A 26,911-nucleotide genomic window follows, 5' to 3' on the forward strand; every position below is an offset into this window, starting at 1 on the left:
GATGACGCTCCGGATCGGAACCACGCGCTCCGGCGGCCCGCTGCTCCGGCTGCGCGCCACCGCCCCGGCCGCCCTGGCGCTGGCCGCCCTGATGCTGGTCACCGCGTTCCTCGCGGCGGCCTTCCCGCGCGGGGTGGACGCCTACGAGACCCGCGGCGTCCGGGCCGCCCTGACCGACGCCGCACCGGACCAGCGGATGGTGCAGATCACCGCCGACGGCGCCGACGCCACCGCGCAGGCCCTCACCCCCCGCGTGATGGACCGTCAGGACCGGCGGATCCGGGACCAGTTCGCCTCGCCGCTGCGGATCTCCTCCGCCGACGCCGCGCACGGCGTCCGCATCACCGCCGCGCTGCCCGCCTCCGACCCCTGGCTGCCGCGCCCCGACGGCCCCGACCCCGCCTTCTCCCTCTACGCGGTCTCCGGCCTGGCCCGGCACGGCACCGTCGTCCAGGGACGGCTCCCGCACCCCGCGTCCCATGGCGCATCCACCCGGGAGGCGGCGGTCACCGTCGCCACCGCCCGCGCCCTCCGGCTGCGCCCCGGCAGCACGCTCCACCTGGACGGCCTGGCCCTGCGGATCTCCGGACTGCTCGCCCCGCGCTCCCCCGAGGGCCCGTACTGGGCGGTGGATCCCCTGATGGCGACCGCCGCCCTGGTGGCGGAGGGCTCCCCGCCGCTGAAACGCTGGCGGGCCGGGCTGCTGCTCGCCCCCGAGGACGGGCCGGCGCTGCTGTCCGCCAAGGAGAAGCCGGAGCGGTTCTGGCGCTACCCGGTGGACTCCGGCGCGCTGACCGACGGGGAGGCCCCGCGCCTGCGCGCGCAGGTGCGCTCCCTCCAACACGGGCCCGGCCTGGTCCGGTTGCGGGCGGTGGTGGGCGCCGACGGGCTGGCGGAGAGCGCGGTGGACGGCCTGCTGGACGGCTTCGCGCGGACCCGGGACGCGGTCGCGCCGGTCGTCGCGGTCGCCGCGTGCGGGATCGGCACCGTCGCGGCCGTCGTCGTCCTCATGACCGGCGGGCTGGCCGCCGCCCGCCGCCACCGCGAACTGGCCCTGCTGCGGGCCCGGGGCGCCTCCCTGCCGGGACTCGTCGGCCGGCTGGCGGCCGAGACCGCGACGGTGGCGCTGCCCGCGGCCGCCGCCGGCTGCGCCCTCGCCCTCCTCCTCGTACCGGGCGAACGGCTGCTGCCCGCCCTGCTCGCCGCGGCCGGCGTCGGCCTGCTGGGCACCCTCGCCCTCCCGCTGCGGGCCGCCGCCGCGCACCGCAGGACGCGCCCCGGGGTCCGCACGGACCTGGCGGCCGGCCGCCCCTCCCGGCGCCGCACTGTCGCCGAACTGACCGTGCTGGTCCTGGCGGTGGCCGCGGTGGTGGCCCTCCGCCGCCGCGGCACCGGCGCCGGCGGCGTGGACGCCCTGGTCAGCGCGGCCCCCGTCCTGGTCGCGGTGATCGCCGCGCTGCTGCTGACGCGGCTGTACCCGCTCCCGCTGCGGCTGGCGTCCCGGCCCGCGGCCCGCTCCCGGGCGCTGACCGGTTTCCTGGCCCTGGCCCGGGCCGGCCGCGCCCCGGCCGCCGGACTGCCGCTGCTCGCCCTCCTCGTGGCGCTGACCACCGCGTCGTTCGGCGGCTCGGTGCTGGCCGGGGTCGCCACCGCCCGCGACCGCGCGGCCCTGACCGCGGTCGGCGCGGACGCCCGCCTCACCGCCGACAAACCGCTCCCGCCGGCCCTGCTGGCCGCCCTCCCGGCCGTCCCCGGCGTCCAGGACGCCGTCCCCCTGCGGCTGAGCACCCAACCCGCCGACGACAACGGCCCGCCGCTCTACCTCGTCATCGCCGACGCCGACGGCTACGCCCGCCTCTCCCGCGCCACCGGGCTGGGCGCCTTCGACGCCGGCGCCCTGGCCGATCCCGGCGGCGACCGGCCCCTCCCGGCGCTCGTCTCCCCCTCCTTCCGCACCCGCTTCGGGGACGCCCCGATGGCGCTGCAACCGGAGTTCGGCCAGATCGTCGTCCGCCCCACCCTGGTGCGCGCCGACACCCCCGCCCAACCGGGCGGCGACTTCGTCGTGGTCGACGCCCGCAGCGTGGCCCGGCTCCACCCCGACACCTACGCCGATCCGGCCACCGGCCCCTCCGTCGTCCTCCTCGCCGGTAGCGCCCTCGATCCCACCGCCCTGCGCACCGCCCTCCGCGCCCACACCACCGTCCCCACCCAGCTCACCCTGCGCTCCACCACCCGTGCACGCTTCGCCGACTCCCCCCTCCAACAGGGCGCGGAACGGCTCTACTTCGCCTCCGTGGCCGCCGGTGCCGGCTTCGCCCTGCTGGCCCTGCTCCTCTCCCTCCTCCAGACCGCCCCGGAACGCACCCGCCTCCTCACGGGGCTGCGCGCCATCGGCCTGCCACCGGGCCAGGGCCGCCGCCTCCTCGTCCTGGAAGCGCTGCCGCAGGCCCTGCTCGCCGCCCTCGGCGGCACCCTCACCGGCGCCGCCACCCTCTCCCTCCTCGGCCCCGGCACCGACCTCACCCCCCTCGCCCTCCCCACCACCTCCGACCCCACCCCCACCACCGCCGTCCACCTCCAACCCGACCTCCCCTCCCTTCTCCTCCCCTCCGCCGCCCTCCTGCTCCTCGCCCTCACCACGGCCCTCCTCCAGGCCCATACGGCCCAACGCCACGCGGAGGCCACCGCGTTGCGGGCGGGGGAGCCGACGTGAGGGGCGACGGACGCGGACGCCTCCCAGGAGCAGCCCCATGACGCCCGCCCCGGACCACACGCCGCCCTCGCCACCGCCCTCCCTCACCGACCTGGAGCGCCGCGCCGCCGCCCGCGGCGCCCGCCCCGCATACGGCCACGACGCCCTGATCGCCTGCGACCGCCTGGTCCACGTCTTCACCACCGACGGTGTGGAGGTCCAGGCCCTCCAGGGGCTCGATCTGCTGGTGGCCGAGGGCGAGTTGCTGGCCCTGGTGGGCGCGTCCGGAAGCGGCAAGTCCACCTTGATGAACATCCTGGCCGGGCTGGACGTGCCGACCGCCGGCGCGGCCCGGGTCGCCGGCCGCGACCTGCTGACGATGGACGCCCGCACCCGCCTCGACTACCGCCGCGACGTCGTCGGCTTCGTCTGGCAGCAGACCACCCGCAACCTGCTCCCCTACCTCACCGCCCTCCAGAACATCACCCTGCCGATGCAGCTGCGCGGCGGCCGCCGCCGCGCCGAACGCACCGAGAAGGCCGAGGAGTTGCTGTCCGTCCTCTCCCTCGCCCACTGCCGCGACCGGCGCCCCCACCAGCTCTCCGGCGGCGAGGCCCAACGCACTGCGATCGCCGTCGCGTTGGCCAACACCCCGTCCGTCCTGCTCGCCGACGAACCGACCGGCGAACTGGACTCGCACACCGCCGAGCAGGTCTTCGCCGCGTTCCGCACCGCCAACGAGGAACTGGGCACCACGATCGTCATCGTCACCCACGACCAGAAGGTGGCCGACGAGGTCCGCCGCACGGTCGCCATCCGCGACGGCCGCACCTCCTCGGAGGTCCTCCGCCGCACCGAGATCGACGCCACGACCGGCCGGGAGTCCGTCGTCAGCCGCGAGTACGCCACCCTCGACCGCGCCGGCCGCCTCCAACTCCCCGCCGACTACACCGCCCCCCTGGGCATGCGGGACCGCGTCCTCCTCCAACGGGAGCCCGACCACATCGGCGTCTGGCCCGACGCCCCTCCCGCCGCCCCTGCCGACGCCGCCGACACTCCGGAGTACCCTTCACCGCAGTCTCCGACAGCGCACCCCGGGAGGTGACGGACGCATGGTGTCCACACAGAGCGTTCTCGCGTTCGCGGCGATGTCGCTCCTGGTGATCGCGATCCCGGGGCCGAGCGTGCTGTTCGTCGTCGGCAGGGCCCTCGCACACGGGCGCCGTACGGCGCTGGAGACGGTCCTCGGCAACATGCTCGGCTCGTACGTCCTGGTGGCCGCCGTGGCCTGGGGACTCGGCGCACTGGTGCAGACCTCGGCGGCGGTGTTCACCGGCGTCAAGCTGGCCGGCGCGGCCTATCTCGTCTACCTGGGCGTGCAGGCGTTCCGCCACCGCGGCGCGATGCGCCTGGCGGAGACGGCGGCCCCGGCCGACGAGCGGCGCGGCGCCCTGCGCACCGTCCTGGACGGCATCGTCGTGGGCGCCACCAACCCGAAGGGCCTCGTCTTCTTCGCGGCGGTGCTACCGCAGTGGGTCGACCACGCGGCGGGTTCTGTGCCGCTCCAGATGATGGTGCTGGGCCTGGTCCCGATCACCATCGGCCTGATCACGGACACCCTGTGGGGCCTGGGCGCCTCGGCGGCCCGTTCCTGGCTCGCCCGCTCGGACCGCCGGCTGTCCCTGGTCGGCGGGGCCGGCGGCCTCGCCATGATCGGCCTGGGCGTGACGGTGGCGGCAACGGGGCGCAGCGACTGAGCATGCATGCCGCAGGGGACGTCTCACGCGGGACACGTTGCACAGGGCACGTCGCGCGGGACGCATCCCCCGGCGGGCGCGTCCGTCCGCCGAACGCGATGGCCGGCCAGCGACAGTCGTCGGCCGGATACGGCAGCGGCGGCCGGCCGGACACAGCAGTCGGCCGGGCCCAGCGGCCAGTCGGACACGACGGTCAGCCGGGCACAGCAGCCAGTCGGACACGGCGGTCAGCCGGGCACAGCGGCCACTCGGGCACAGCAGCCAGTCGGACACAACGACCGGAGACCGCGACCGCCACAGCGGCGCGGCGGCGCATCGCTCGACCGACCAACTGACCGACCGACGCGGCGATCACCTCGACGCAGCGCTCACCTCGACGCAACGGTCGGACCGGCGCGACGCTCAGACCGGCGTGACCGTGAGCCCCGCCAGCCCGGTCCGCCCGGCCGATCCCACCGTCCGCACGGCAACCGACCCGTACGGCGTGCTCAACCGCAGCCACCCGCCGGCGGCCAGCAACGCCGGCCCCGGCGCCTGCGCGCCTGTCGCCCCGGCCCGCGCCCCGCGCAGGAACCCGAGCGACTGCGCGGCGTGCACCACCCGCAGCGGCAACTCCGTGTCGCCGAGCGTCCGCGACCAGATCTCGCGTCCGATCCGGTCCCGTTCGCTCCGGGTGCGCGCCTGCGGCGGCAACGCCTCGTCCCGGGCGCGGAATTCGGCGACCGCGGCGGACACCGCATGCGTCAGCGCCTCCGGCGACGGCAGCCCCGGCACCCTCTTCCAGCCGCCCCGCGGCGGCAGCACTCCGGCCCACGGCGGGCCGGTGACCGCGGCGGGCACGGCAAGGCTGCCCGCCGCCTCCTGTATGCCTTCGAGGAGTTCGCCGGCGGAGACGGTCACGTCCAGGGCGAGTCCGGCGGGAGAACCACCGGAACGACCAGCGCCACCGGAACCACCGGCCCCGGCCGGCCCCCCGGCCTCCTCGTCCACGCCCGCCAGCCGGGCCGTCCGGATCGCCAGCACCTCGAAGGACGGCGGCCGGCCGAAGACGGCCAGTACCCCGCCCCCGGCCTGGAGCCGCACCGCGGCCCCGCGGTCGTAGTGGATCAGCCGGGCGAGGAAGGCGGCGAGATCCGCCGCCTCCCCCGCGTCCGCCAACCGCAGCACCGTCATACCGCGACGGCCCCTTCCTGATGCGCGGCGTCGTCCAGGTACTCCTTGAGGACGGCCTTCTCCTCCGCGGTCAGGCGGCGCGGCCGCCCCGCGGCGAAGTCGAACGGCACGACCACGGTCGCCGCCCGCAGATAGACCGTGTCCGCGTCCTTGACCTCGTACCCCACCGTCATCGACGCGGCACTGATCTTCTTCACCCACAGCTCGACGGCCACCGGCTCGGGCCGGTACACCAACTGCCGCACGTAGTCGATCTCGTGCCGGGCGACGACCGAACCGCCCTGGAACGACGTACTGCCGCCCCCCGGCGCCAGCCGACGCATGAAGTCGATCCGCGCCTCTTCGAGGTAGCGGACGAACACCGCGTTGTTGACATGGCCGAACGCGTCCATGTCCGACCAGCGCAGGGGGCAGGAGTAGAGGTGTCGCACGACGGTCAGCCTCGGGTCAGCTTCTTGTAGGTCGCACGGTGCGGACGGGCCGCGTCGGCGCCGAGCCGCTCGATCTTGTTCTTCTCGTACGACTCGTAGTTGCCCTCGAACCAGAACCACTTGGAGTTGCCCTCGTACGCCAGGATGTGCGTGGCGACGCGGTCCAGGAACCAGCGGTCGTGGGAGACGACCACGGCGCAGCCGGGGAATTCCAGCAGCGCGTTCTCCAGCGAGGACAGCGTCTCGACGTCGAGGTCGTTGGTCGGCTCGTCGAGGAGCAGGAGGTTGCCGCCCTGCTTGAGGGTGAGCGCCAGGTTGAGGCGGTTGCGCTCACCACCGGAGAGCACCCCGGCCGGCTTCTGCTGGTCCGGGCCCTTGAAGCCGAACGCGGAGACGTAGGCGCGCGAGGGCATCTCGACGTGACCGACGTTGATGTAGTCGAGCTCGTCGGAGACCACGGCCCACAGGGTCTTCTTGGGGTCGATGTTCTCGCGGCTCTGGTCGACGTAGGAGATCTTGACGGTCTCGCCGACCTTGATGTCGCCGGAGTCCGGGGTCTCCAGGCCCTGGATCATCTTGAACAGCGTGGTCTTGCCGGCGCCGTTCGGACCGATGATGCCGACGATGCCGTTGCGCGGCAGGGTGAAGCTGAGGTCGTCGATGAGGACCTTCTCGCCGAACGCCTTGTTGAGGTTGTCGACCTCGACGACGACGTTGCCCAGACGCGGGCCCGGCGGGATCTGGATCTCCTCGAAGTCCAGCTTCCGCATCCGGTCGGCCTCGGCGGCCATCTCCTCGTAACGCGCCAGACGGGCCTTGGACTTGGCCTGCCGCCCCTTGGCGTTGGAGCGGACCCACTCCAGCTCTTCCTTCAGGCGCTTGGCGCGCTTGGCGTCCTTCTGGCCCTCGACCTTCAGACGGGCCTGCTTGGTCTCCAGGTACTTGGAGTAGTTGCCCTCGTAGCCGTGGAGGCGGCCGCGGTCGACCTCGCAGATCCACCCGGCGACGTTGTCGAGGAAGTACCGGTCGTGGGTGACAGCGACGACGGTGCCGGGGTACTTCGCCAGGTGCTGCTCCAGCCACTGCACCGACTCGGCGTCGAGGTGGTTGGTGGGCTCGTCGAGGAGCAGCAGGTCGGGCGCCTCCAGCAGCAGCTTGCACAGCGCGACGCGGCGGCGCTCACCACCGGAGAGGTTGGTGACCGGCCAGTCGCCGGGCGGGCAGCCCAGGGCGTCCATGGCCTGCTCCAGCTGGGTGTCCAGGTCCCACGCGTTCGCGTGGTCCAGGTCCTCCTGGAGCTTGCCCATCTCCTCCATCAGCGCGTCGGAGTAGTCGGTCGCCATCAGCTCGGCGACCTCGTTGAAGCGCTTGAGCTTGTCCATGGTCTCGCGCGCGCCGTCCTGGACGTTCTCCAGGACCGTCTTGGACTCGTCGAGCGGCGGCTCCTGAAGGAGCATGCCGACCGTGTAGCCCGGCGAGAGGAAGGCGTCACCGTTCGACGGCTGCTCAAGACCGGCCATGATCTTCAGCACCGTGGACTTACCGGCGCCGTTGGGACCCACGACACCGATCTTCGCGCCCGGCAGGAAGCTCAGCGACACGTCATCGAGGATGACCTTGTCGCCGTGCGCCTTGCGCGCCTTGCGCATCGTGTAGATGTACTCAGCCAAGAGAAACCGTCCGGCAGTTTGGATCTATCAGGTGGTTGGGTGGCTCCGCCGCGTGGGCCGTGGTGCGGCGTGGCCGCGCGAGGGCAGATACACCCCATCTTGCCGTACGTCCATCCCAGGACGGAAACGGGTTCCGGGGGACGGACGGCGAAGACCCCGGAGCGGACACTGTGCTCCGGGGTCTTCGTGGTGTGCGTTCGGTGACCTGTGGCTCACGGTGCGCCGACGGCCCGCTCACCGATGGTCACGAGATGCCGTGCGTTCGTGACGGCTGCCGCCTCGCTTACGCGGAGGGCCCGGTCTTCTTCTTGCGCAGGAAGAACACCGCCGCACCGCCGACCACGACGAGGGCGACCGCGACACCCGCGATCACCGGGGTGGCGCTGCTGGAACCGGTCTCGGCGAGGTCGGTGCCGTGACCGCCGGTGGTGCTGCCGCCGGCCGTGGCCGGGCTGGGGTGCGGGGAGGGCTGGCCGCCGTGGCCCGCGGTCTTGCAGTCCAGGACGCCGGAGAACGTCTTCTTGAAGCCGCCCGCACCGGTGATCGTGATCTGGTACGGCTGGTCCTCGCCGACCGGAACGGTCACGGTCCTGGACGCGCCCGGCGCGACCTCGTAGTCCTTGCCGGACAGCTCGAAGCCGAACGCCTGGTCACCCTGGTTGGTCGCGGTGACGTCCACCCCGCCCTTGGAGCAGTTCTTCTGCGCGGTGATCGCCGGTATCGCGCCCTGCTTCTTCCAGGAGACCGCGGCGGCCGCGGAGACCGTGGACTCGCTGGAGCCGGCCAGGATCTGGGTCTGGCTCTTGGCGTGCTCGCCGATGCCGGTGAAGGCCCGGCCCACCGGGACCTTGGTCGCGGCCTGCACGGTCAGCGAGGTGTGGCCGTCCGCGGTCCCCTTGGGCACGTCGAAGAACAGCTGGGTGCCGTCGGCGGCGCTGGTGACCGGCTTGCCGTCCTTGCCCACGATCTTCACGCCGGCCGGTACGTCCGAGGCCGGGGAGACGGTGACGCCGTCGGCGTTGGTGTGCACGGTGACCGGACCGATCCTGCCGCCGGACTTGCCCGAGACCGCGGGCGGGTCCAGGGTCAGCGACGCCTTGGGCTCGGCGACGGTCTGCGCGTTCTTCTCCAGGTAGTCGGCGAGCTTCTCGGCGGCCGGGTCGACGGCGTCCACCTTGACGTGGTCGGAGAAGCGCCAGATCGCGACCTGGGTGCCCGCCGCGGCGGTCTTCTCGGACAGCTGCCCGGCGCCGGCCTTGGTGGAGAGCGCCGCCAGGTCGTTCACCTGCGGGTAGGAGTTCTGCAGGATCCAGCGGATCTTGCCCGCGTCCTGGTTGTTGTGCAGCGACGAGGCGCTCCACGGCACCTCTTGGTACCGGGCCTGCTGCTGCGTCGGGTTGTGGATGTCGATGCAGTACGTCTGGAGCGTGCCGCCGTTGTCGACCGACATCTCGAAGAGGCCGGCGCCGATGCGCTGGTCGCCCCCGTCGCCGTGCACCACTGCCTGGTCGAAGGTCTTCAGCCCGCCGAGCGTCGCGGTGGCACCCCCGTGCGACATGGCCGGGTCGTCCGCCGCGGCGGTCCCCGCGGTGGCTATCGTGCCCGCCGCGATCAGGCCCGAGGCCACGACCGCGGCGGCAAGGCGGGCTGCGCCCCGCCCCTTCATCGAAAGCATGATTTCCCCTCTGGGGCGAGGCGGTCGGCTTGAGAGGTCGCCCCACCGAAAAGATCCCAAGAACTCAACGGCCGAACTGGTCAGCCTGGTCAGCCCCCGTGAGTACTCGTCGGATCCTATGGAGCAGGCGCAGCACGGTCCCCAGTAAGGGCGCCCTCCAAGCGATCCGAATCGCAATCGTTACCGAATACGCACACTCCGGACTGACATTATCGACAAATCACCGACGCGTTTTCAGGGCACAGATACCTTCTGCGGCGAATTGCCGGACGGGTTCACCGCCCCCGCCGATCTGGCCGCCGAACGATCCGCCGGCGCCTCCATTACCACCGCGGCACCCGATTCGACTTTCCCCAACACCCGGGAATCCGCGTCTCGTTGAACCTCCTTCGGCGCATTCCGCACCCGCACCACCCGACGGAATGCGGACGTCCCGCGCGAGAGATCGTGCCCGATCGCGATGGCATCGACCTCCGCCGCGAACCAGCGCTGCCCCCCTTTCTCCGGCGGCTGCTCCCCTTCCCGCAGCCGCAACCTCCCCTGGACGACGAGTGGTTCACCGACCGCCACCGACGCGGCGACGTTGTCCGCGAGCGCGCGCCAGGAACGCACGGTGTAGAAACTCGTCTCCCCGTCCGTCCAGCACTCCCGCGCCTTGTCCCACCGCCGCGAGGTCGCCGCCATCCGGAACCGCGCCACCGGAACCCCGGCCGCGGTCTCCCGGTGCTCCACCGCCGTGGCCGCGTTCCCCACCAGCGTCACCATCGTGTCGTTCATGAAATCCCCCCGGTTTCTTCTTTATGACGCTATTTCAACTGGTCTTGCCAGTAAGCCACTTACGCAGGTTTCGTGAGTACGTCTCTTTGCTGCGTCTCTTCAGCACATGCCCTCTTCAGCACATGCCCTCTTCAGCACATGCCCTCTTCAGTACATGTCCTCTTCTGCCTTCTCTCCGTGCGCCTCGTCCGTTCGTCCGTGCGCCGCTACGGCGCGCCTCTTCGTGGATCTCGCCCTTCCCCCGCTCCCCTCAACCGCTCCACTCTCCGGCCGTGCTGCGCAATGCCGTTGCCCTGCGGCGCGCCGTACAGCAATGCACCGGATTGTGCGGTGCCGTACGGAGCCGCATTGAGCTGAGCCGAACTGAGCCGAACTGTGCGGTTCCGCGCCGCGCTTCGCTGCATCCATGCTGCATGGATTCGACGCCGGCCGCGGCGGGCTGTGGACAACGTCCGCCTGTGGAAAACCCCGTCACCCCGGCGGGGGCGGCGGTGCTCCGTGCACCGCCGCCCCCGCCGTCTCCCTTCATACGCCCGACGCCACCGCGTACCGCTCCCGCACCTCGCGGTACCGCAGCAGTTCGGCGGCCACCGGCTCCAACACCCGCGCCCGCCCGCACCCGGCCGCCGCCGCCCGCAGCCGCCGCTCGGTCTCCTGCCCGTACCGCCGGGCCGGGCCACGAGCCGCCACGCCGCACAGCCAGGTCAACACCGGCCCGCCCACCGAGCCCACGACCGCGGGCAGCAGTCCGGTCACCCACTCCGACGCAGCCACCACGCCCGTCGCGGCACCCAGCACCCACACCACCCCGACCACCTGCAACACGAACAACAACCCCTGCAACGCGGCCGCCACCGTCCACCACCGCGGCTTCCCGTTCGGCCCGCGCCGCAGCACCTCCTCGGCCTCGGCCGCCACGGTGTCCAGTGCGTCCGGCAGCCCCTCGGCGCCCCGCACCGTCGCCTCCCGCACCGCCTGCGCCCAGGGCGCCGGCAGCCCCCGCGCGGCCTCGACCGCCACGGCCCGCACCGCCTGCTCCACCACCGACCGCGCCGCCGCCCGCCCATCCCCTGCCCGCTCAGCGCCAACCGCCCCAACCGACCTGGCCACCCCAACCGCCCCGGCTGCCTCTGTCGGCGCGGGACCGGCGGGCGTACCGTCGGCGCGCACGGCACCGGCACGCTGCCCAGCGATCCTGAACGAACTCGCCCCCGTCCCCGGCCCCGTCCTCGTGCCGATACCGCCTCCGCCCGCCGCGGCCGCGCCAACCCGCGGCGCGCCCCGGCGCTTCCGCCGAGCCCACAGGCGCGACCACGGCGAACCGCACGCCCGCTCCGCATGCCGCAGCCAGTCCCGTTCCGCCGCCCGCCCGGTGGCCATCGCCCCCACCGCCTCGGCGAGCCGGGCGTCGAACTCCTCCCGGGCCCGTTCGGTCAACCCCACCCGGCTCTCCGCGACATACGCCGGCCGCAGCCGCTCCGCCGCGGTGTCCACGTCCGCCGTCAGCCGCCGCTCCGCCGCCCCCCGTTCGGCGACGAACTGGGCCAGTGCCTCCCGTAGTTCCGCCACGCCCTCACCGGTCGCGGCGGAGAGCGCCAGGACCGCCGCCCCCGGCTCCCCGTGCTCGCCCAGCGCCAGCCCGTCCTCGTCCAGCAGCCGGCGCAGATCGTCCACCACCTGGTCGGCGGCGTCGCCCGGCAGCCGGTCCACCTGGTTGAGCACCACGAACGTCACCTCGGCATAGCCCGCCAGCGGCCGCAGATACCGCTCGTGGAGCACCGCGTCCGCGTACTTCTCCGGGTCCACCACCCAGACCACCGCGTCCACCAACTCCAGCAGCCGGTCGACCTGTTCGCGGTGGCCGGCGGCGGAGGAATCGTGGTCGGGAAGGTCGAGCAGGACCAGTCCGGCCAGTTCGGGACTGCCCTGCACGGGGGTGTGCCGGCGGTGCACCGGCACCCCGAGTCGGCGCAGCAGCCCTTCCGCGCCCGGCCGTCCGCCGGACCAGACGCAGGCCACCGGCTCGCCGGTCGTCGGCCGGCGCGCGCCGGTCTCCGAACGGTTCGCCCCCACAAGGGCGTTGAACAGCGAGGACTTCCCGCTTCCGGTCGCTCCCGCGAGCGCGACGACGGTGTGCGCGCGGGACAGCCGGTGCCGTTCGTCCGCCGCCTCCAGCACCCGCCCGGCCTCGTCCAGCGCCGCCCTGTCCAGTCGGCTCCGGGACAGCGCGATCAGTTCCCGCAACGCGTCCAACCGGGGCCGCAGCCCCTCCCCCACGGCCCGCCGCACCTCTGTGGGCCCCCACGCATACCTGGCCCCACAGTCACCGGCCTCGCCCGTACTCCCCCCGTTCCCGCGCCCCTCCCCGGCAACGCCCCTCACACTCTTCTCCTGAACATCGCCCTCCCCGCGAGGCCCGCGCACAGCGGACGTCGTCCCTCTCCCGTACGCCCCCTTCACCTCAGCGGGCACACCCTCCGCCCCGGACATCAGCGGAACATCCGGGCCGGTGGCAGAGGCCGCACCCTCGGCCCCGCTCCTCGATTCCTCACCCCGCACCCGTCGTGCGATCACCCCGTCGTCCCAGGCCCTGTCCCCCCATGCCCTGCCCTCCCACGTTCCGTCATCCCCCGTCGCGCCGCCCCACGCCGGTCCCTTCCGGTCCTCGTTCATACCGTTCTCCACCCGCCGCTCCCCGTCCTCGGACGCCGTCACCCCGTCACCGCCTCGCGCTCGCACCGGTCCGCCATCGGGCGCCCGCGCTCCGTCTCCCTCTGGTCCGCCCGGTCCACGGACCGTCTCTGGCGCTGCTCCCGCTGCACCACCGACAGCGCGGCGATCAGTTCGGCCTGCTGGCCGGGCGACACCGTCAGCCGGTCCAACGGGGCCAGCCGGCGCTCCCGTTCACCGTCGAGGGCATGCTCCAGATACATGGTCAGCAGCCGCGCACCCTGGTCGCACAGTCGCAGTGCGCTCTGCGCTCCCAGGAGGTCAGCGAGGTTCTCCCCCGCCCTACGGGCCCGGCGCCCGCCCAGCAGCGCGGTGGCGAGCAGCGCGGCCGGCCCCTCCGCGTCGACCGGGGCGCCCCGGTCGCCGGCCTGGCCGCCGCGCGCCTCACGGGTCTCCTCCTCGGCGAGTTCCTCCAGGCAGCGCCGCCAGCGCCGGACGATCACGCCGATCCGCCCGGCGGCACCCGCGGCCCCGTCCGCCGCGGTCAGCGCCATCTCGGCCGCCGCGGGCTCGTGCCGCCAGGCGCCCGCCGCCCGCTCGTCGGCCTCCTCGACGGCGCAGGTCAGCAGGGCCGCGAGGCCCTGGGCCAGCGCGTCCAGCAACTCGTCGGCGCGACCGCCGAGCCCGTGTGCGTACCAGTGGGCGCGGGCGTCGCCGGCCAGGACCTCGCCGGCCGCGACCTCGCGCCGCACCCGCTCGGCGGCCGCCTCGTACGCCTCCTCGACCCGGCCGGCCAGGCGCAGCGCCGCGGCGTGCTGCGCGGCGGCGGCCCCGGCCAGCGCGGGCAGCCGGCTGCGCAACGACGCGATCACCCCGGAGGCGGTGCGATCCGCCGCGGCACTACGGGCGACGGGGTCCTGGGCATGCCGCTCCAGCCACTCCCGCAGCCCCGCGACGGCCGTCGCGGGCAGCAGCCCGCGCCCCCCGCCCGCGGACTCGGGCAGCTCGGGGATGGTGAACCGGGGCACCTGGCCGAGCCCGGAACGCTGGAGCAGTTCCGCGTACCGCGCGGAGATCTCGGCGGCGATCGGATGCGGCACCCGGTCCAGCACGGTGACCAGCGTGACGTCGTACTCCTTGGCGGTGCGCAGCAGATGCCAGGGCACCGCGTCCGCGTACCGGGCCGCCGTGGTGACCAGGACCCAGACGTCGGCCGCGCAGATCAGCTCGGCGGCCAGTTCGCGGTTGCCGGCCACCAGCGAGTCGATGTCCGGGGCGTCCAGCAGTGCCAGCCCGCTGGGCAGCGCGGTATCTGTCTCGATCCGTACGGTCGGCGCCCCGGGCTCGCCCGCCGCCCGACCACGCCCCCCGCCGCTCCGCTTCTCCCCACCGTCGCCCCGCTCGCCCCCCTCGCCGCCGTCCTGCTCCGGCACCCACACCCGGGTGAGCCCCGGCAGCACCCGCTGCCCGGCGAACCAGCGGTGGTCGTCGGGGTGGCACACCAGCACCGGCGTACGGGTCGTGGGCCGCAGCACCCCCGCCTCCGAGATCCGCCGCCCCACCAGCGAATTGACCAGGGTGGACTTGCCCGCCCCGGTGGAACCCCCGACGACCGCGAGGAGCGGTGCCTTAGGGGCCCGCAGGCGGGGCATCACATAGTCGTCGAGTTGGGAGAGCAGCTCGGCCCGGTTGCGCCGGGCGTGAGCGGCACCCCCGAGCGGCAGGGGAAATCGTGCGGCGTCGACACGGTCGCGCAGAACGGAGAGTGCGTCGATCAGCCGGGGTCCTACGTCCAAGGTCACCACATGTGCAGAATGCCCAATTTCGTCAGCTTTTTGAAGCGTATAACCCTTGTGTGCACGGCAAGAATCACGCAGAACGAGAAGGTGGCATATAGGATTTTCGTGACATCCGAGGCGCAGGCATAACGAGTGCACAACACCCGCCGCGCAAGGCGGCAAAAGCCGTGCAGGATTCGTACCTGCCTGCGATTATCGGGATCGCTTCACGGAACCTCCACAACGTGCCACGGAGGTGAAGCAACCGGGACGAGGCACCCGGACCTCTATCCTGGTCCGCGGTCCGTGATCCACCCACCACCGGCCCCCGTAGCTCAGTGGATAGAGCAGGTGCCTTCTAAGCACTTGGCCGCAGGTTCGAGTCCTGCCGGGGGCGCCACGCAAGGCCCTCCTTCGGGAGGGTCTTTTTGCTGGCCAGCAGGCATGTGGCCAGTAAGAAGGCAGCGCCGGGGTGCGACGGGTGGTTGGTCACCTACGCGTCGAAGTTCTCCGGGCACCTCAGGGACGGCCCGGGCACCTCAGGGAGCCTCCTGGCCGGCCGGGAGAGCGAACCCTCCGCCGCCCCTCCCCCCATCTCGACAAGCCCTTGCCCCTGCCACTGCGCGAGGGCGGAACGCGCCGCCGTGCGGGATGAGGCCGGCTGGTCGGTCGGAGGGCCGGGGGATACGTTCCGCGGCGTTCGCCGTGGGGGTGAACGGGCGGGAGAGTGGGGGGAGTTGGCGGGCGGGCGCTCCGTGCGTTGCCGGCTTCCCGTTGGCAAGGGAGCCGGCAACGCAGGGCAGCAGGGCAGCTAGAGGCGTACCGCCCTGCGGGGCTGGTCCAGTGCGTCCGTCAGGAGGCCGTGGAGGGTGGCGAATTCGTCGACGCACTTGGCGGTGCCGTTGACGACGCAGTCCAGGGGGTCGGCGGCGACCACGACGGGGACGCCCATCTCCTGGCGGAGGCGGCGGTCCAGGCCGCGGAGCAGGGCGCCGCCGCCGGTGAGGGCGATGCCGTGTTCGATGATGTCGCCGGAGAGCTCCGGCGGGCATTCGTCGAGGGTGCGGTGGACGGCGCGGACGATGGCCTCGACCGGCTCGGCCAGGGCGGCGCGGATCTCTCCGGTGGTGACCTCCAGGAGCCGGGGCAGACCGCTGAGGTGGTCGCGGCCGCGGATGGTGTAGGAGGCGGGCAGCGGGGCCTGGTGGGGACGGGGCTCGGGGGCCGCGTCGGTGTCGGATGCGGCGTCGCTGTCGCTGTCGGCGTCGGCGTCGGCGTCGGCGTCCGATGTGAAGGGGAGGGTGGGGAGGGGGAAGGGGTCGAGGGTGGGGGCGTCCGGGTCCCAGGCGGCCGAGCCGATGGCGATCTTGATGTCCTCGGCGGTGCGCTCGCCGATGGCCAGACCGTGCTCCTTCTTGATGTACGTGGTGATGGCGGCGTCCATGGCATCGCCGGCGACCCGTACGGACTGGGCGGTGACCAGGCCGCCCATGGAGATGACGGCGACCTCCGTCGTGCCGCCGCCGATGTCGACGACCATGCAGCCGACCGGTTCGGCCACCGGGAGGCCCGCGCCGATCGCGGCGGCCATCGGCTCCTCTATCAGGTGCACTTCGCGGGCGCCGGCGCCGCGCGCGGAGTCGATGACGGCCCGCCGCTCCACCCCCGTGATGCCGGAGGGGACGCAGATGACGACCCGGGGGCGGGAGAAGCGGCGGCCGGGCAGGGCCTTCTTCATCAGGGCGCGGAGCATCTGCTCGGCCGCGTCGAAGTCGGCGATGACGCCTTCCCGCAGGGGGCGCATGGCGGTGATCCCGGAGGGCGTGCGGCCGATGGTGCGCTTGGCTTCCAGGCCGACGGCGACGACGTCGCCGGAGGCGTTGACGGCGACCACGGACGGCTCGTTCAGCACCACGCCTTTGCCGCGGGCGTAGACGAGGGTGTTGGCGGTGCCGAGGTCGATGCCTATGTCGTACGTACCGGACGAAGTGCTGGACGCCATGGGGAGTTCGCTTGCTCTCTCTCGGGAGGACATTGCGCCGCAGAGAGCGTCATTGACCTATCAATGACGCCAATTGCGGGCAATTATCTAGACTACTGGGGCTGGGGAATGGTTCCTGCGGGGCGGGTGCGCCGCAGGGTCCAGTATCGGCAGGAGCCGGGGAATTCCGCACGGGAAGGCGGGCGTCAGGGGTCGGGGGGCAGCGCCTCCGCGAGGTCGTCGAGGGCGTCGAGGAGGAGTTCGGCGGTGCGGACGGCGAGGCCCTGGTGGTCGCCCTCGGCGTACCAGTGCTCCCAGGCGGCGTGCGGTGCGCTCCAGTCGAGGGGGGCGCCGTCGCGGACGGCCTGGGAGGCGCGGTCCAGCGCGGGGCGGAGCGCGGCGGCGAACGCGGCGGCGCCGGGCGAGGGTTCGGCCTCCTTGTCGGGCAGATGGGCCTCCAGGATCATCGTGACGCGCCCCATGGTGGCGAGCGCGGCGGTGGCGGCGCGGGCCGCGCGGAGCGAGAGGCCGTGGTGGCGGACCGGCTCCTTCTCGGCGCGCGCCTCGCTCTCCTCCCAGGCGACGCGGGCCGCGCGGGAGTCCAGCAGGGCCTCGCGGACCTGGCGGGGGCGGCGCTCGGCGGGCCGGGCGTACGCGTCGCAGACGGCCAGGGCGTAACGGCCGTTGGCGGTGAGCCAGTCGGCGAGGCGGTCGCGGAGCCGGGGCGTCTCCCAGGCGGGGAAGACCGCGTACGAGAGCATCGCCAGCACCCCGCCGATGAGGGTGAGGACAAGGCGTTCCTCGACGGTCTGCTCCCAGCCGGCGCCGACGATGCCGAGCAGGAAGACGACATAGGCGGCGATACAGGCCGAGGTGACCGTGTGGCCCGTGCGCATCAGCAGGTACATGAGGAAGACGCAGAAAAGGGCGAGGACGGCGCTGGCGTAGACGCCGGGGTGGGCCAGGGCCATCAGGACGCCGGCCACGGCCACCCCGACGAGGGTGCCGGCGAAGCGGGCGAAGCCGCGGGCGTAGGTCTGCGCGAAGTCGGGGCGCATCACCATGACGGAGGTGAGCGGGGCCCAGTAGCCGTGGCCGAAGTGCAGTACGGCGCCCAGCAGATAGCCGACGGCGGCGACCACGGTGACCCGCAGCGCGTGCCGGAAGATGTGCGAGGACCAGCGGGCCTCGCGGCGCAGCGAGCGCAGCGCGGCCGGGACGAGCTTGGGGACGCTGGGGCGCAGGAGGTGGCCGCGCTCGGCCTCGGTGGTGGGGCGGGTGGCCTTGACCGGCTCGTCGGTGAGTTCGACGGCGTCGGCCAGCAGGGAGATCAGGCGGAAGGCGGACCGGCGGGCCGGGCCGCTGAGCATCGGGCCGGTGGCCGGGACTTCGAGGGTGGCCATCGCCTCCGGGGGCAGCCGGACCGGTTTGGCGTGCCGTACGGCGTGGGCGACGGCGTCCAGGACGGTGGCGGCGGCGCCCAGCAGGTCGCGGGCGCGGTCGCGTTCCGGCCCTTCCAGGGGGGCGCCGACGACCGGGTCGGCCAGCGAGGCGAGGATCGGGCGGACGCGTTCGGCGAGGCCGCGGGGGCCGTGCAGCTGGGCGGGGCGGCGCTTGGCCTGGCGGGGCGTCACGGCGGAGGCGAGCCGGGCGTCCATCAGGGGGGCGGGGTCGAAGGGGGCGACCGGGTCGTGCCGCAGCCGCCGGGCGTAGTCGGCCTCGGCGGCCAGGGCGTCGGCGAGGGCGTCGCGTTGGATGCCCCAGGGGCGCACCGGGAACAGGACGATGAGGGTGGCCTGGACGAGGCCGCCGAAGGCGATCAGCGCGGCGTGTTCCAGGGCGCCGAGGACGGACGTCGGGAGGGTGACGGTGATCAGCATGATCGCCACGGTCTGGGTGCCGGTGAGCCCGGAGACCGGCCCGATCGCCCAGGCCATGCCGGCCAGGAAGGTCCAGCCGACGAGCAGCGCGACGAACGCGACGACATGGGCGGCGGCGAGGTAGCCGAGGAAGGTGGAGAAGGCCAGGGCGCCGGCGACGGCCAGCGCCAGGACCGGGCGGGGCCGCATGCTGCGCTGGAAGGTGGCGGTGCCGGAGGCGAAGGCGCCGAAGGCCGAGGAGACCGCGAGGGCCGGGCTGCCGAACCACAGGGACAGGCCGATGACGATGGCCACGCCGACCGTGCCGCGGATCGCGATCAGCGGGGTGAGCTTGGCCCGCTCGATGGTCAGCCCGGAGCGGGCGGCGTCCTTCAGCGCACGCGACCAGGTCATAGCCAGAGGATACGGGCCGGGAGCTGGGGTGACGGGGTGTCGGGCCGGGGTGCCGGGCGCGTCCGACGGGGGGCGCACGGGGCGGTGCGGAGGGAGCCGGCGGGGAGCCCTTCGGCGCCGGCGTGGCGCCGCCACCGGGAAAAACACGGTAAACCGGATCTCCGCTGTGCGTAAACACCACAGGTCAGAGCAGGTCAGGGCGGTTTGGGCGGGGGCGGTGCGAGCAAGCCGACACCTCGCGGGGGAAACCTGCCCCCGCCCGGTCCCCTCTTGCTGGCCGGTCGGGACATCTCCCGGCCCGTCCGCCAAGGAGAAGGTCCCGTGCGCACATCCCTTTTCAAACCGGTGATCGCGTTGATCGCCCTGACCGTGCTCGGCGCGACGGCAGGCTGCGGCACGAGCGACTCCCAGGCCGTGCAGTTCGGCGGCAAGTCGGGCGCCGCCATGCAGACGTCGCCGGCCAACCCGCGCTCGCTGGTGCAGATGCCGACCCACCCGATCTCCTTCCAGGAGACCAGCCGGGTCGGCGGGGCCGGTGGGAACACCCCGATAGCGCTGACGACCTATCACGGGAAGAAGTCCGGCTTCACGGGGAAGGTGTGGGTCTGGGCGCCGCCGGAGTACTACGAGAAGAAGAACGCGAACAAGGGCTTCCCGGTCATGGAGGCGCTGCCCGGCGCCTACGGCTACCCGGTCAACTACTGGATAGGCTCCGACCTGAAGTTGGAGGAGAGCCTCGCCTCCTGGTCGAAGGCCGGCAAGAGCCTGCCCTTCATCGTGGTGATGCCGGTGCTCAACCCCAACGACAAGCAGTACTACGACGGCAGTGACATACCGGGTCAGCCGAAGATCGGCACCTGGTTGAGCAAGGACGTCCCCGAGCTCGTCCGGGAGAACTTCCGCACCCTGAAGACCCGTAACGCCTGGTGCATCATGGGCTCCTCGTCGGGCGGCTTCTCGGCACTGAAGAACGTGCTCCAGAACCCGGAGGACTTCAAGGTCGCGATACCCAACGGGCCGGACATCGTGCCGGACTCGCCGCTGTGGCGCGGCCACCTCAAGGAGATGCGGGAGAACAACCCCGAGGTGCTGGCGCACCGGCTGATCGCCCGCGGCGGTCCCGATGTCTACCTGGCCTTCCAGGACGGTTCCAAGGAGAACACCGTGCTGCCGAAGGTGCGCAGGTTCATCGCGCAGTACGGCCGCGGCCCGGTGAAGACGCGGCTGCAGATCGTGTCGAACGGCACGCACAGCGGCGCCACCTACGTCGAGGGCCTGGGCATGGGCACGATGCAGTGGGTCAGCGCCCAGATGCAGGGGCCGACCGCCTGAGCGAGAGGGCCTGAGGGCGGCCGCGACGGACACGGAGTCCGCCGCGGCCGCCCCTCTTTCGTGAGCGGGCGGTGCCCGCCGCCGCTCAGGACACCACGTCCTTGCGGGCGAAGCCGCGGAAGGCCAGCGCGGTCAGCACCAGCGCGTACGAGACCGAGACCGAGGCGCCCTGGAGCATCCCGGACCACTCCAGTTGGGGCTGGAGGGCGTCCGCCCAGGCGTACTGCCAGTGGGCGGGCAGGACGGCGCGCCAGCCGCCGAGCGCAGTGACCTGGTCGAGGACGTTGCCGACGATGGTCAGGCCGACGGCGCCGCCGACCGCGCCCAGCGGGGCGTCGGTCACCGTGGACAGCCAGAACGCCAGCGCCGCGGTGACCAGTTGGCTGACGAAGACATAGCCGGTCACCACCGCCAGCCGCAGCGCCGCGTCGCCCGGGGCGAGCGTGCCGCCGGTGGGCAGCTGGAGCGGGCCCCAGCCGTACGCGGCGGTGCCCACCGCCAGCGCGACCAGCGGCAGCAGCAGCATCGCGGCGGCGCTGAACACCAGCCCCACGGTCAGCTTGCTCAGCAGCAGCCGGGCCCGCGGCACCGGCGCGGCCAGCAGATAGCGCAGCGAGGACCAGCTCGCCTCCGAGGCGACGGTGTCCCCGCAGAACAGCGCGACCGGCACCACCAGCAGGAAGCCGGCGGAGACGAACAGCGCGGTGGCGGCGAAGTTGCCGCCGGAGGCGGTGGCGGTGGCCATCAGGCTGATCCGGCCGGTGTTGCGGGTGCCGGGGTCGCCGCCGATCGCGAACGCCGCGACCAGGACGAACGGCAGCGCCGTCAGCAGCGCGGCGATCACCAGGGTGCGGCGGCGCAGCAGTTGGCGGCGGGCCTCGACGCGCAGCGGGAGGGTGCGCCGGGCGCGGTAGCCGGGCGCCGCGGAGGTGGTCGCGGTCATCGTCCGTCTCCTTGGATCAGCGTGAGGAAGGCGTCCTCCAGGCGGCCGTGCGGGCCGACGCGGTGCACGGGGACCTCCAGCCGCACCAGCTCGGCCAGCAGGTGCGGGACCCCGTCCGGTGCGGCGAGCCGGACCAGCAGGCCCTCCTCGGCGCGGACCGCCGAGACCACGCCCGGCAGCACGCCGACCTTCTCCACCACCGCGTCGGGCAGCGGCGCGGCGGCGCCGACGCCGATCAGCACGGTGTCGCCGGAGCCCACGATGTCGGCGACCGGCCCGGCCTGCACCAGCCGGCCGCGGTCCATCACGACCAGATGGGTGCAGCTCTGCTCGACCTCGGACAGCAGATGGCTGGAGACGATGACGGTGCGTCCGGCCGCGGCGTACCGGATCATCACCTCGCGCATCTCGCGGATCTGCGGCGGGTCCAGGCCGTTGGTCGGCTCGTCGAGGATCAGCAGGTCCGGCAGGCCCAGCATGGCCTGGGCGAGGGCGAGGCGCTGCCGCATGCCCTGCGAGTAGGTGCGGACCGCACGCTCCAGGGCGTCGCCCAACCCGGCGATCTCCAGGGCCTGTTCGGTGTGGGCGTCCTCGGCGGGCCGGCCGGTCGCCTGCCAGTACAGGTCGAGGTTGGCGCGGCCGGACAGATGCGGCAGGAAGCCGGCGCCCTCGACGAACGCGCCGACCCGGGACAGCACCGGCGCGCCCGGCCGGATCGCCTGGCCGAAGACCCGGACCTCGCCGCCGTCCGGGCGGATCAGGCCCATCAGCATCCGCAGGGTGGTGGTCTTGCCCGCGCCGTTGGGGCCCAACAGGCCGAGCACCTGGCCGCGTTCGACGCGGAAGGCCAGGTCGCGGACGGCGTATCGGTCGGCGGAGGTGGCGTAGCGCTTGCTCAGGCCGGTGATCTGGAGCGGGACGTCGGCCAGGGCCGGGTCGGGGGCGGGCGCCGCGGTCCGGCGGCGGGCGGTGAGCAGCAGCAGCGCGGCGAGGGCCGCGGCGGCCGCGGGCAGCATCCAGGTCCAGGCGGGCAGGGGCGCGGCGGCGCTGCGCAGCTCGGGTGCGGTGGGCACGGTGAGCCCGCCGCCGGCCAGGGAGACGGTGTAGGTGGCGGGCTCGGCCGGGGTGGCGTAGCCCAGGTCGGTGGCGGCGAGCACCAGGCGCAGCCGGTGGCCGGCGGCGAAGTCGTGGTCGACGGCGGGCAGTTGGAGCCGTACCGTCCGGCCGTCCCGGGCCCCTTCGACGCGGTACGGCGTGACCAGTTGGGACGGCAGCAGCTGGCGGCGGCCGTCGGGGGCGACGTCGTAGAGCTTGGCGAAGACCACCGCGTCCGGGGAGCTAGCGCGGATGCGCACGGTGGCGGTGGGGCTGCCGGTGAGGTGGACGGGGGCGCGCAGCGGTGCGGAGTCGAAGTGGGCGTTCTGGCCGGGGAAGTCCAGGGAGAGGCCGCCGGCGCCGAGGGCGGTCAGGCTGCCGAGGGCGCCGGCGCCGGGGACCGAGGAGATCGCGGGCGGGGCGGCACCGGCGGGGTTGGCGAAGCGCTGCTCCCGGCCGGTCAGGGTGAGGTGGCGCGGGTCGTGGTCCAGGCCCGGGTAGCGGTCGGCGCTCGCGCCGCGCAGCCGGATGGTGCCGGCGGTGGAGTCCACCGCTCCGCCGCGGCTGACCCGGAACGCCGGCCCGGTGTCGGCGTGTCGGTCGCCCTTGAGGTAGCGGTCGAACCACGCGGTCGTCCGTGCGGTGAGCCGGTCGGTCTCCCGGTCGCCGCCGTCGTGCCCGCCGGCGATCCAGTCGACGGCGACGGGGGCGCCGTTGCGGCGCAGCGCCCGCGCCATGGCGTCGGCCTGGCCGAGCGGGAACAGCGAGTCGGTCTGGCCCTGCATGAGCAGGGCGGGCACCCGGATGCGGTCGGCGACGGCGGAGGGGCTGCGGTCGGCGAGGAGCCGGCGGGCCGCGGCGTCCGGTTTCCCGCTGACCGCGACCCGTTCGTACATCGCGCACAGGGCCGGCTGGAACCGGCCGCAGCCGCCGGAGGCCGGGTCGGCCGGGGCGGGGGCGCCGCCCGGCGCACCGGTGGGTGTGCCGGCCGCCCCGGTGGTGAAGAAGATCCCGGCCCACAGCTTCTTGAACACCCCGTTGGGGAACAGGGCGTCGGCGAGGTTCCAGTAGGTGATCTGCGGGGCGATGGCGTCGACGCGCGGATCGTGGCCGGCGGCCAGCAGCGCGACCGCGCCGCCGTAGGAGGCCCCGGCGATGCCCACGCGCGGGTCGCCGGGCCTGTCGAGCCGCACCTCGGGGCGCTTGGCGAGCCAGTCGATCAGCCGGCTGACGTCGGCGACCTCGCCGGCCGGGTCGTTCAGCCCGATCGCGCCGGTGGACCTGCCGAAGCCGCGCGCCGACCAGGTCAGCACCGCGTAGCCGGACCGGGCCAACTGCTCGGCCTCCGGGCGGACATCGGCCTTGCTGCCGCCGAAGCCGTGGGCGAGGAGGACCGCGGGCCGGCGGCCGGTGGTGCCGCCGGCGCTGAAGAAGGAGGTGTCGATCCGCACCGTGGTCTTGCCGCCGGGCGTCCTGGGCAGCGCCAGGACGTGGTCCTCGCGGTGCACCGCGGGCGGGGCGTCGGAGGCGGCGGCCACCCAGGTGCCGCCCCCTATGAGGAGGGCCAGCGCGCCCACGATGGCGTGGAGCCGGCGCCCGCGCAGTCGGAGATCCATGGCTGAATCCTAGGTACGTCGCCCGCCGGGCGACCCGTCCCCGGGACGGAACCGGGCGCCCTCCCGGCGCAGTAGCCGCCCCGGGGCCGTACCGCGTCCGTGGTACGGCCCCGGGGCACGGGCGGCCCGGCCCCGCCGGCCGCCGCCCGTCCGCTCCGGTGTCAGTACTGGGGCGGGCCGTAACCGCCCTGCGGGGGCTGCGGGATGCCCGGCGGGACGGCCGGTGCGGGCGGCATGGGCGGGCCGCCGACCGGGGGCATGGGCGGCGGGCCGGGCTGCTGCCAGCCGGCCGGGGGCGCGGCGACCGGCCCCGGGACGAACCCGGGGGCGCCGAACATCGGGGCCGGGGCGGGCTGCTGCCAGGCGGGCCCGACCGGCTCGCCGCGGACCATCAGCGCGACCAGCACCAGCGAGCCGAACAGGTCGAGCGCCAGCTGGACGTCGCCGATGATGCTCAGTCCGGGCATCGTGCCGTTGATCCGGAACAGGGTGCCGGTGCCGGCGAGCGCGATGACCGTGAACACCGCGTTGGGCAGGAAGGCGATGGCCAGGCCGAGGGAGAGGCCGCGGGCCGCGCACCCGCGGACCAGGCAGTTGACCGCGGCGACGGCGGTCAGCACGAAGAACACCACCGAGTACCAGCCGGGGGCGAGCGAGAGCAGGGTGCTCAGCGCGCCCTTGCCCAGGTAGAAGATCTTGAAGGTCCCGCTGCCGCCCTGCACCAGGATGTAGACCTGCCAGGCGAGGTAGCCCAGCGCCATCGCGCCGAGCACCAGCCCGCCGAGCACGGCGGCGGGCCCGGCCGGCCGAGCCGGCGGGGTAGTGGGCGACGGGCGCGGCCAGGACCGCATCCCGGCCAGCAGCACCACACCGGCGACCAGCGACAGCAGGAACAGTCCCATGCTGCCGACGAAGACCAAGTCGAAGACCGCGGTGCCGCTGGTGGCGCTGCGGAACCAGCGTTCGTCGCTGGTGTGGCTGCCGACGCTCACCAGGGCCTGGAGGGCGGTGGCGAACGTGGCGGTGGTGGCCACGGCCAGCAGCCCGCCGGCCGAGCGGCGGCCCGCCAGCGCCGCGAGGGCGGCCGTCAGCTGGAGGAGGCAGAAGCCCAACTGGACGGGATCGGTGACCTCGTTGGGACCGGGCACGAGGCTGCCGGTCCAGCTTCCCCAGACGCCGGCGACGCCGAACTCCGCGAGGTCGACGACCATCCAGCACGCCGTCCACAAGAAGAACAGCAGGCAGAGAACGCCCACCGTGATCCGGGCGCCCTTGGTCAGCGCCATGCCTTGTGCCATGTCATCCCCCGTCGTCTCGATGCCGCGCCTGCCGGTGTCCGGCGGCGCGAGCAGCACCGTAGCAACGGGCGCCGGGCGCGGTCTCCCCCTGGGCGGGGACCGCCGCCGGGGGCGGGCCGGCCGAGGAGCGCGGGCGTGCCGGCGCCCTGCCGGCGGCGGCCGGCAGGGCACCTGGGCGGGAGCGCCCGTGAGGGGGGCGCCCCGCCGGACGGGGACCCGGGCGGGCGTCAGTGGTTGCTGGGGAAGCCCAGGTTGATGCCGCCGTCGGCCGGGTCGGGCCAGCGGGTGGTGACGACCTTGCCGCGGGTGTAGAAGTGCACGCCGTCGTTGCCGTAGATGTGGTGGTCGCCGAAGAGCGAGTCCTTCCAGCCACCGAAGGAGTGGTAGCCCACCGGGACCGGGATCGGCACGTTGACGCCGACCATGCCGGCCTCGACCTCCAGCTGGAAGCGGCGGGCCGCGCCGCCGTCCCGGGTGAAGATCGCGGTGCCGTTGCCCCACGGCGAGGAGTTCATCAGCTCGATGGCCTGCTCGTAGGTCTCGACGCGGACGACCGAGAGCACCGGGCCGAAGATCTCGTCGCGGTAGGCGTCCATCTCGGGCGTGACGTTGTCCAGCAGCGAGACGCCCATCCAGTGGCCGTCCTCGTAGCCCTCGACGGTGTGGCCGGTGCCGTCGATGACGACGTCGGCGCCCTGCGCGGCGGCGCCGGTGACGTAGGAGGCGACCTTGTCGCGGTGGGCCTTGGTGATCAGGGGGCCCATCTCGGAGGCCGGGTCGTCGCCGGGGCCGATGCGCAGCTTGTCGGCGCGCTCCTTGATCTTGCCGATCAGCGGGTCGGCGGTGTCGCCGACGGCGACGACCACGGAGATCGCCATGCAGCGCTCACCGGCCGAGCCGTACGCGGCGTTGATCGCGGAGTCGGCGGCCAGGTCGAGGTCGGCGTCCGGGAGGACCAGCATGTGGTTCTTGGCGCCTCCCAGGGCCTGGACGCGCTTGCCGTTGGCGGTGCCGGTGGTGTGGATGTAGCGCGCGATCGGGGTGGAGCCCACGAAGGAGACCGCGGCGACGTCGGGGTGCGCCAGCAGCGCGTCGACGGCCACCTTGTCGCCGTTGACGACGTTCAGTACGCCGTCGGGCAGGCCCGCCTCGGCGGCCAGCTCGGCGAGTTTGAAGGCGGCGCCGGGGACCTTCTCGCTGGGCTTGAGCACGAAGGTGTTGCCGCAGGCGATGGCGAGCGGGAACATCCACATCGGCACCATCGCCGGGAAGTTGAACGGCGTGATGCCGGCGACCACGCCCAGCGCCTGGCGGATCGAGGCCACGTCCACCCGCGTCGAGACCTGGGTGGACAGCTCGCCCTTGAGCTTCTCCGGGATGCCGCAGGCCAGCTCGATGATCTCCAGACCGCGGGCGACCTCGCCCAGCGCGTCGGAGTGCACCTTGCCGTGCTCGGCGGTGATCAGGCGGGCCAGCTCCTCGCGGTGCGCGTCGACCAGCTCGCGGTACTTGAAGAGCACCGCGGTGCGCTTGGCCAGCGAGCTGTCGCGCCAGCTGCGGTACGCCTCCTTGGCGGTGCGGACGGCGGCGTCCACCTCCTCGACGGAGGCGAAGGCGACCTGCTTCTCCTGGGCCCCGGTGGCCGGGTTGTAGACCGGCCCGAAGTTGCCGGAGACGCCCTCCACGGGCTTCCCGCCGATCCAGTGGTTGATGGTCTTCATGCGAAGGGCCTTTCGTGCGGCGATGC

The 26,911-nt window shown here is 73.7% G+C and carries 17 protein-coding genes and 1 tRNA gene; 5 read left to right on the top strand and 13 right to left on the bottom strand.

Features of this window, described 5'->3' with window-relative positions:
• Position 1: 1 nt before the first annotated feature.
• The 3 genes from ACIQE0_RS06960 to ACIQE0_RS06970 are packed head-to-tail and all read left to right on the top strand — an operon-like array spanning position 2 to position 4,452.
• Positions 2–2,716, top strand: a complete 2,715-nt coding sequence (locus tag ACIQE0_RS06960; RefSeq protein ID WP_402329590.1) for an FtsX-like permease family protein — start codon at positions 2–4, stop codon at positions 2,714–2,716.
• Positions 2,717–2,753: 37 nt separating this feature from the next.
• Positions 2,754–3,800 (top strand): ABC transporter ATP-binding protein, encoded by a 1,047-nt coding sequence (locus ACIQE0_RS06965; RefSeq protein WP_402329591.1) that lies wholly within the window; start codon positions 2,754–2,756, stop codon positions 3,798–3,800.
• A gap of 7 nt (positions 3,801–3,807) precedes the next feature.
• A complete protein-coding gene (locus tag ACIQE0_RS06970; protein ID WP_402329592.1) occupies positions 3,808–4,452 on the top strand; it encodes a LysE family translocator in 645 nt (214 codons plus the stop codon).
• Between the two features lie 402 nt (positions 4,453–4,854).
• Here the strand turns inward: ACIQE0_RS06970 and ACIQE0_RS06975 are convergent, their stop codons facing one another.
• The 7 genes from ACIQE0_RS06975 to ACIQE0_RS07005 all read right to left on the bottom strand — a co-directional run bounded on the left by ACIQE0_RS06975 (position 4,855) and on the right by ACIQE0_RS07005 (position 14,653).
• Positions 4,855–5,625, bottom strand: coding sequence for a hypothetical protein (locus ACIQE0_RS06975; protein WP_402329593.1), 771 nt, complete (start codon positions 5,623–5,625; stop codon positions 4,855–4,857).
• The gene (locus tag ACIQE0_RS06980) at positions 5,622–6,056 is read right to left on the bottom strand and encodes a thioesterase family protein (protein ID WP_366338893.1); all 435 of its coding nucleotides are present in this window, start codon (positions 6,054–6,056) and stop codon (positions 5,622–5,624) included. Before ACIQE0_RS06980 ends, ACIQE0_RS06975 begins: the two co-directional genes overlap by 4 nt.
• A gap of 5 nt (positions 6,057–6,061) precedes the next feature.
• On the bottom strand, positions 6,062–7,726 hold the full coding sequence (gene ettA, locus ACIQE0_RS06985; RefSeq protein ID WP_366338891.1) for an energy-dependent translational throttle protein EttA: 1,665 nt from the start codon (positions 7,724–7,726) through the stop codon (positions 6,062–6,064).
• Positions 7,727–8,009: 283 nt separating this feature from the next.
• Positions 8,010–9,392 (bottom strand): Cys-Gln thioester bond-forming surface protein, encoded by a 1,383-nt coding sequence (locus tag ACIQE0_RS06990; RefSeq protein ID WP_402329834.1) that lies wholly within the window; start codon positions 9,390–9,392, stop codon positions 8,010–8,012.
• Between the two features lie 243 nt (positions 9,393–9,635).
• Complete coding sequence (locus ACIQE0_RS06995) at positions 9,636–10,178, bottom strand: single-stranded DNA-binding protein (protein ID WP_366338889.1); 543 nt, start codon at positions 10,176–10,178, stop codon at positions 9,636–9,638.
• Between the two features lie 525 nt (positions 10,179–10,703).
• Positions 10,704–12,851, bottom strand: a complete 2,148-nt coding sequence (locus tag ACIQE0_RS07000; RefSeq protein WP_402329594.1) for a GTPase — start codon at positions 12,849–12,851, stop codon at positions 10,704–10,706.
• A gap of 38 nt (positions 12,852–12,889) precedes the next feature.
• On the bottom strand, positions 12,890–14,653 hold the full coding sequence (locus ACIQE0_RS07005; RefSeq protein WP_366336494.1) for a dynamin family protein: 1,764 nt from the start codon (positions 14,651–14,653) through the stop codon (positions 12,890–12,892).
• A gap of 297 nt (positions 14,654–14,950) precedes the next feature.
• Here ACIQE0_RS07005 and ACIQE0_RS07010 point away from each other — a divergent pair.
• Positions 14,951–15,026 (top strand) — tRNA-Arg (locus ACIQE0_RS07010).
• Positions 15,027–15,437: 411 nt separating this feature from the next.
• Here the strand turns inward: ACIQE0_RS07010 and ACIQE0_RS07015 are convergent.
• The gene (locus tag ACIQE0_RS07015) at positions 15,438–16,628 is read right to left on the bottom strand and encodes a rod shape-determining protein (RefSeq protein ID WP_402329595.1); all 1,191 of its coding nucleotides are present in this window, start codon (positions 16,626–16,628) and stop codon (positions 15,438–15,440) included.
• A gap of 185 nt (positions 16,629–16,813) precedes the next feature.
• Positions 16,814–18,880: an FUSC family protein gene (locus tag ACIQE0_RS07020; protein WP_366336490.1), complete on the bottom strand. Its 2,067-nt coding sequence runs from the start codon at positions 18,878–18,880 to the stop codon at positions 16,814–16,816.
• A gap of 321 nt (positions 18,881–19,201) precedes the next feature.
• On the opposite strand from ACIQE0_RS07020, the gene ACIQE0_RS07025 reads away from it, so the two are divergent.
• The gene (locus ACIQE0_RS07025) at positions 19,202–20,212 is read left to right on the top strand and encodes an alpha/beta hydrolase (RefSeq protein WP_402329596.1); all 1,011 of its coding nucleotides are present in this window, start codon (positions 19,202–19,204) and stop codon (positions 20,210–20,212) included.
• A gap of 85 nt (positions 20,213–20,297) precedes the next feature.
• Here the strand turns inward: ACIQE0_RS07025 and ACIQE0_RS07030 are convergent, their stop codons facing one another.
• From ACIQE0_RS07030 to ACIQE0_RS07045, 4 genes are all read right to left on the bottom strand, one after another.
• Entirely contained in the window at positions 20,298–21,155 is an 858-nt protein-coding gene (locus ACIQE0_RS07030; protein ID WP_366336486.1) for an ABC transporter permease, read from the bottom strand.
• Positions 21,152–23,866: an alpha/beta fold hydrolase gene (locus ACIQE0_RS07035; protein ID WP_402329597.1), complete on the bottom strand. Its 2,715-nt coding sequence runs from the start codon at positions 23,864–23,866 to the stop codon at positions 21,152–21,154. The genes ACIQE0_RS07030 and ACIQE0_RS07035 overlap by 4 nt, the downstream gene beginning before the upstream one ends.
• 161 nt (positions 23,867–24,027) lie before the next feature.
• Positions 24,028–25,164, bottom strand: coding sequence for a hypothetical protein (locus ACIQE0_RS07040; protein ID WP_402329599.1), 1,137 nt, complete (start codon positions 25,162–25,164; stop codon positions 24,028–24,030).
• Between the two features lie 227 nt (positions 25,165–25,391).
• Positions 25,392–26,885, bottom strand: a complete 1,494-nt coding sequence (locus ACIQE0_RS07045; RefSeq protein WP_366336480.1) for a CoA-acylating methylmalonate-semialdehyde dehydrogenase — start codon at positions 26,883–26,885, stop codon at positions 25,392–25,394.
• Positions 26,886–26,911: the final 26 nt, after the last annotated feature.

Source organism: Streptomyces sp. NPDC093097 (assembly GCF_044754325.1).
Taxonomy (GTDB): domain Bacteria; phylum Actinomycetota; class Actinomycetes; order Streptomycetales; family Streptomycetaceae; genus Streptomyces.

Coding starts and splice junctions, on each gene's coding strand:
- ACIQE0_RS06970 (WP_402329592.1), top strand. CDS start 3,808: ATGGTGTCCACACAGAGCGTTCTCGCGTTCGCGGCGATGTCGCTCCTG.
- ACIQE0_RS07045 (WP_366336480.1), bottom strand. CDS start 26,885: ATGAAGACCATCAACCACTGGATCGGCGGGAAGCCCGTGGAGGGCGTC.
- ACIQE0_RS06990 (WP_402329834.1), bottom strand. CDS start 9,392: ATGAAGGGGCGGGGCGCAGCCCGCCTTGCCGCCGCGGTCGTGGCCTCG.
- ACIQE0_RS06960 (WP_402329590.1), top strand. CDS start 2: ATGACGCTCCGGATCGGAACCACGCGCTCCGGCGGCCCGCTGCTCCGG.
- ACIQE0_RS06995 (WP_366338889.1), bottom strand. CDS start 10,178: ATGAACGACACGATGGTGACGCTGGTGGGGAACGCGGCCACGGCGGTG.
- ACIQE0_RS06975 (WP_402329593.1), bottom strand. CDS start 5,625: ATGACGGTGCTGCGGTTGGCGGACGCGGGGGAGGCGGCGGATCTCGCC.
- ACIQE0_RS07000 (WP_402329594.1), bottom strand. CDS start 12,851: ATGAACGAGGACCGGAAGGGACCGGCGTGGGGCGGCGCGACGGGGGAT.
- ACIQE0_RS07040 (WP_402329599.1), bottom strand. CDS start 25,164: ATGGCACAAGGCATGGCGCTGACCAAGGGCGCCCGGATCACGGTGGGC.
- ACIQE0_RS07035 (WP_402329597.1), bottom strand. CDS start 23,866: ATGGATCTCCGACTGCGCGGGCGCCGGCTCCACGCCATCGTGGGCGCG.
- ACIQE0_RS07015 (WP_402329595.1), bottom strand. CDS start 16,628: ATGGCGTCCAGCACTTCGTCCGGTACGTACGACATAGGCATCGACCTC.
- ACIQE0_RS07020 (WP_366336490.1), bottom strand. CDS start 18,880: ATGACCTGGTCGCGTGCGCTGAAGGACGCCGCCCGCTCCGGGCTGACC.
- ACIQE0_RS07030 (WP_366336486.1), bottom strand. CDS start 21,155: ATGACCGCGACCACCTCCGCGGCGCCCGGCTACCGCGCCCGGCGCACC.
- ACIQE0_RS06965 (WP_402329591.1), top strand. CDS start 2,754: ATGACGCCCGCCCCGGACCACACGCCGCCCTCGCCACCGCCCTCCCTC.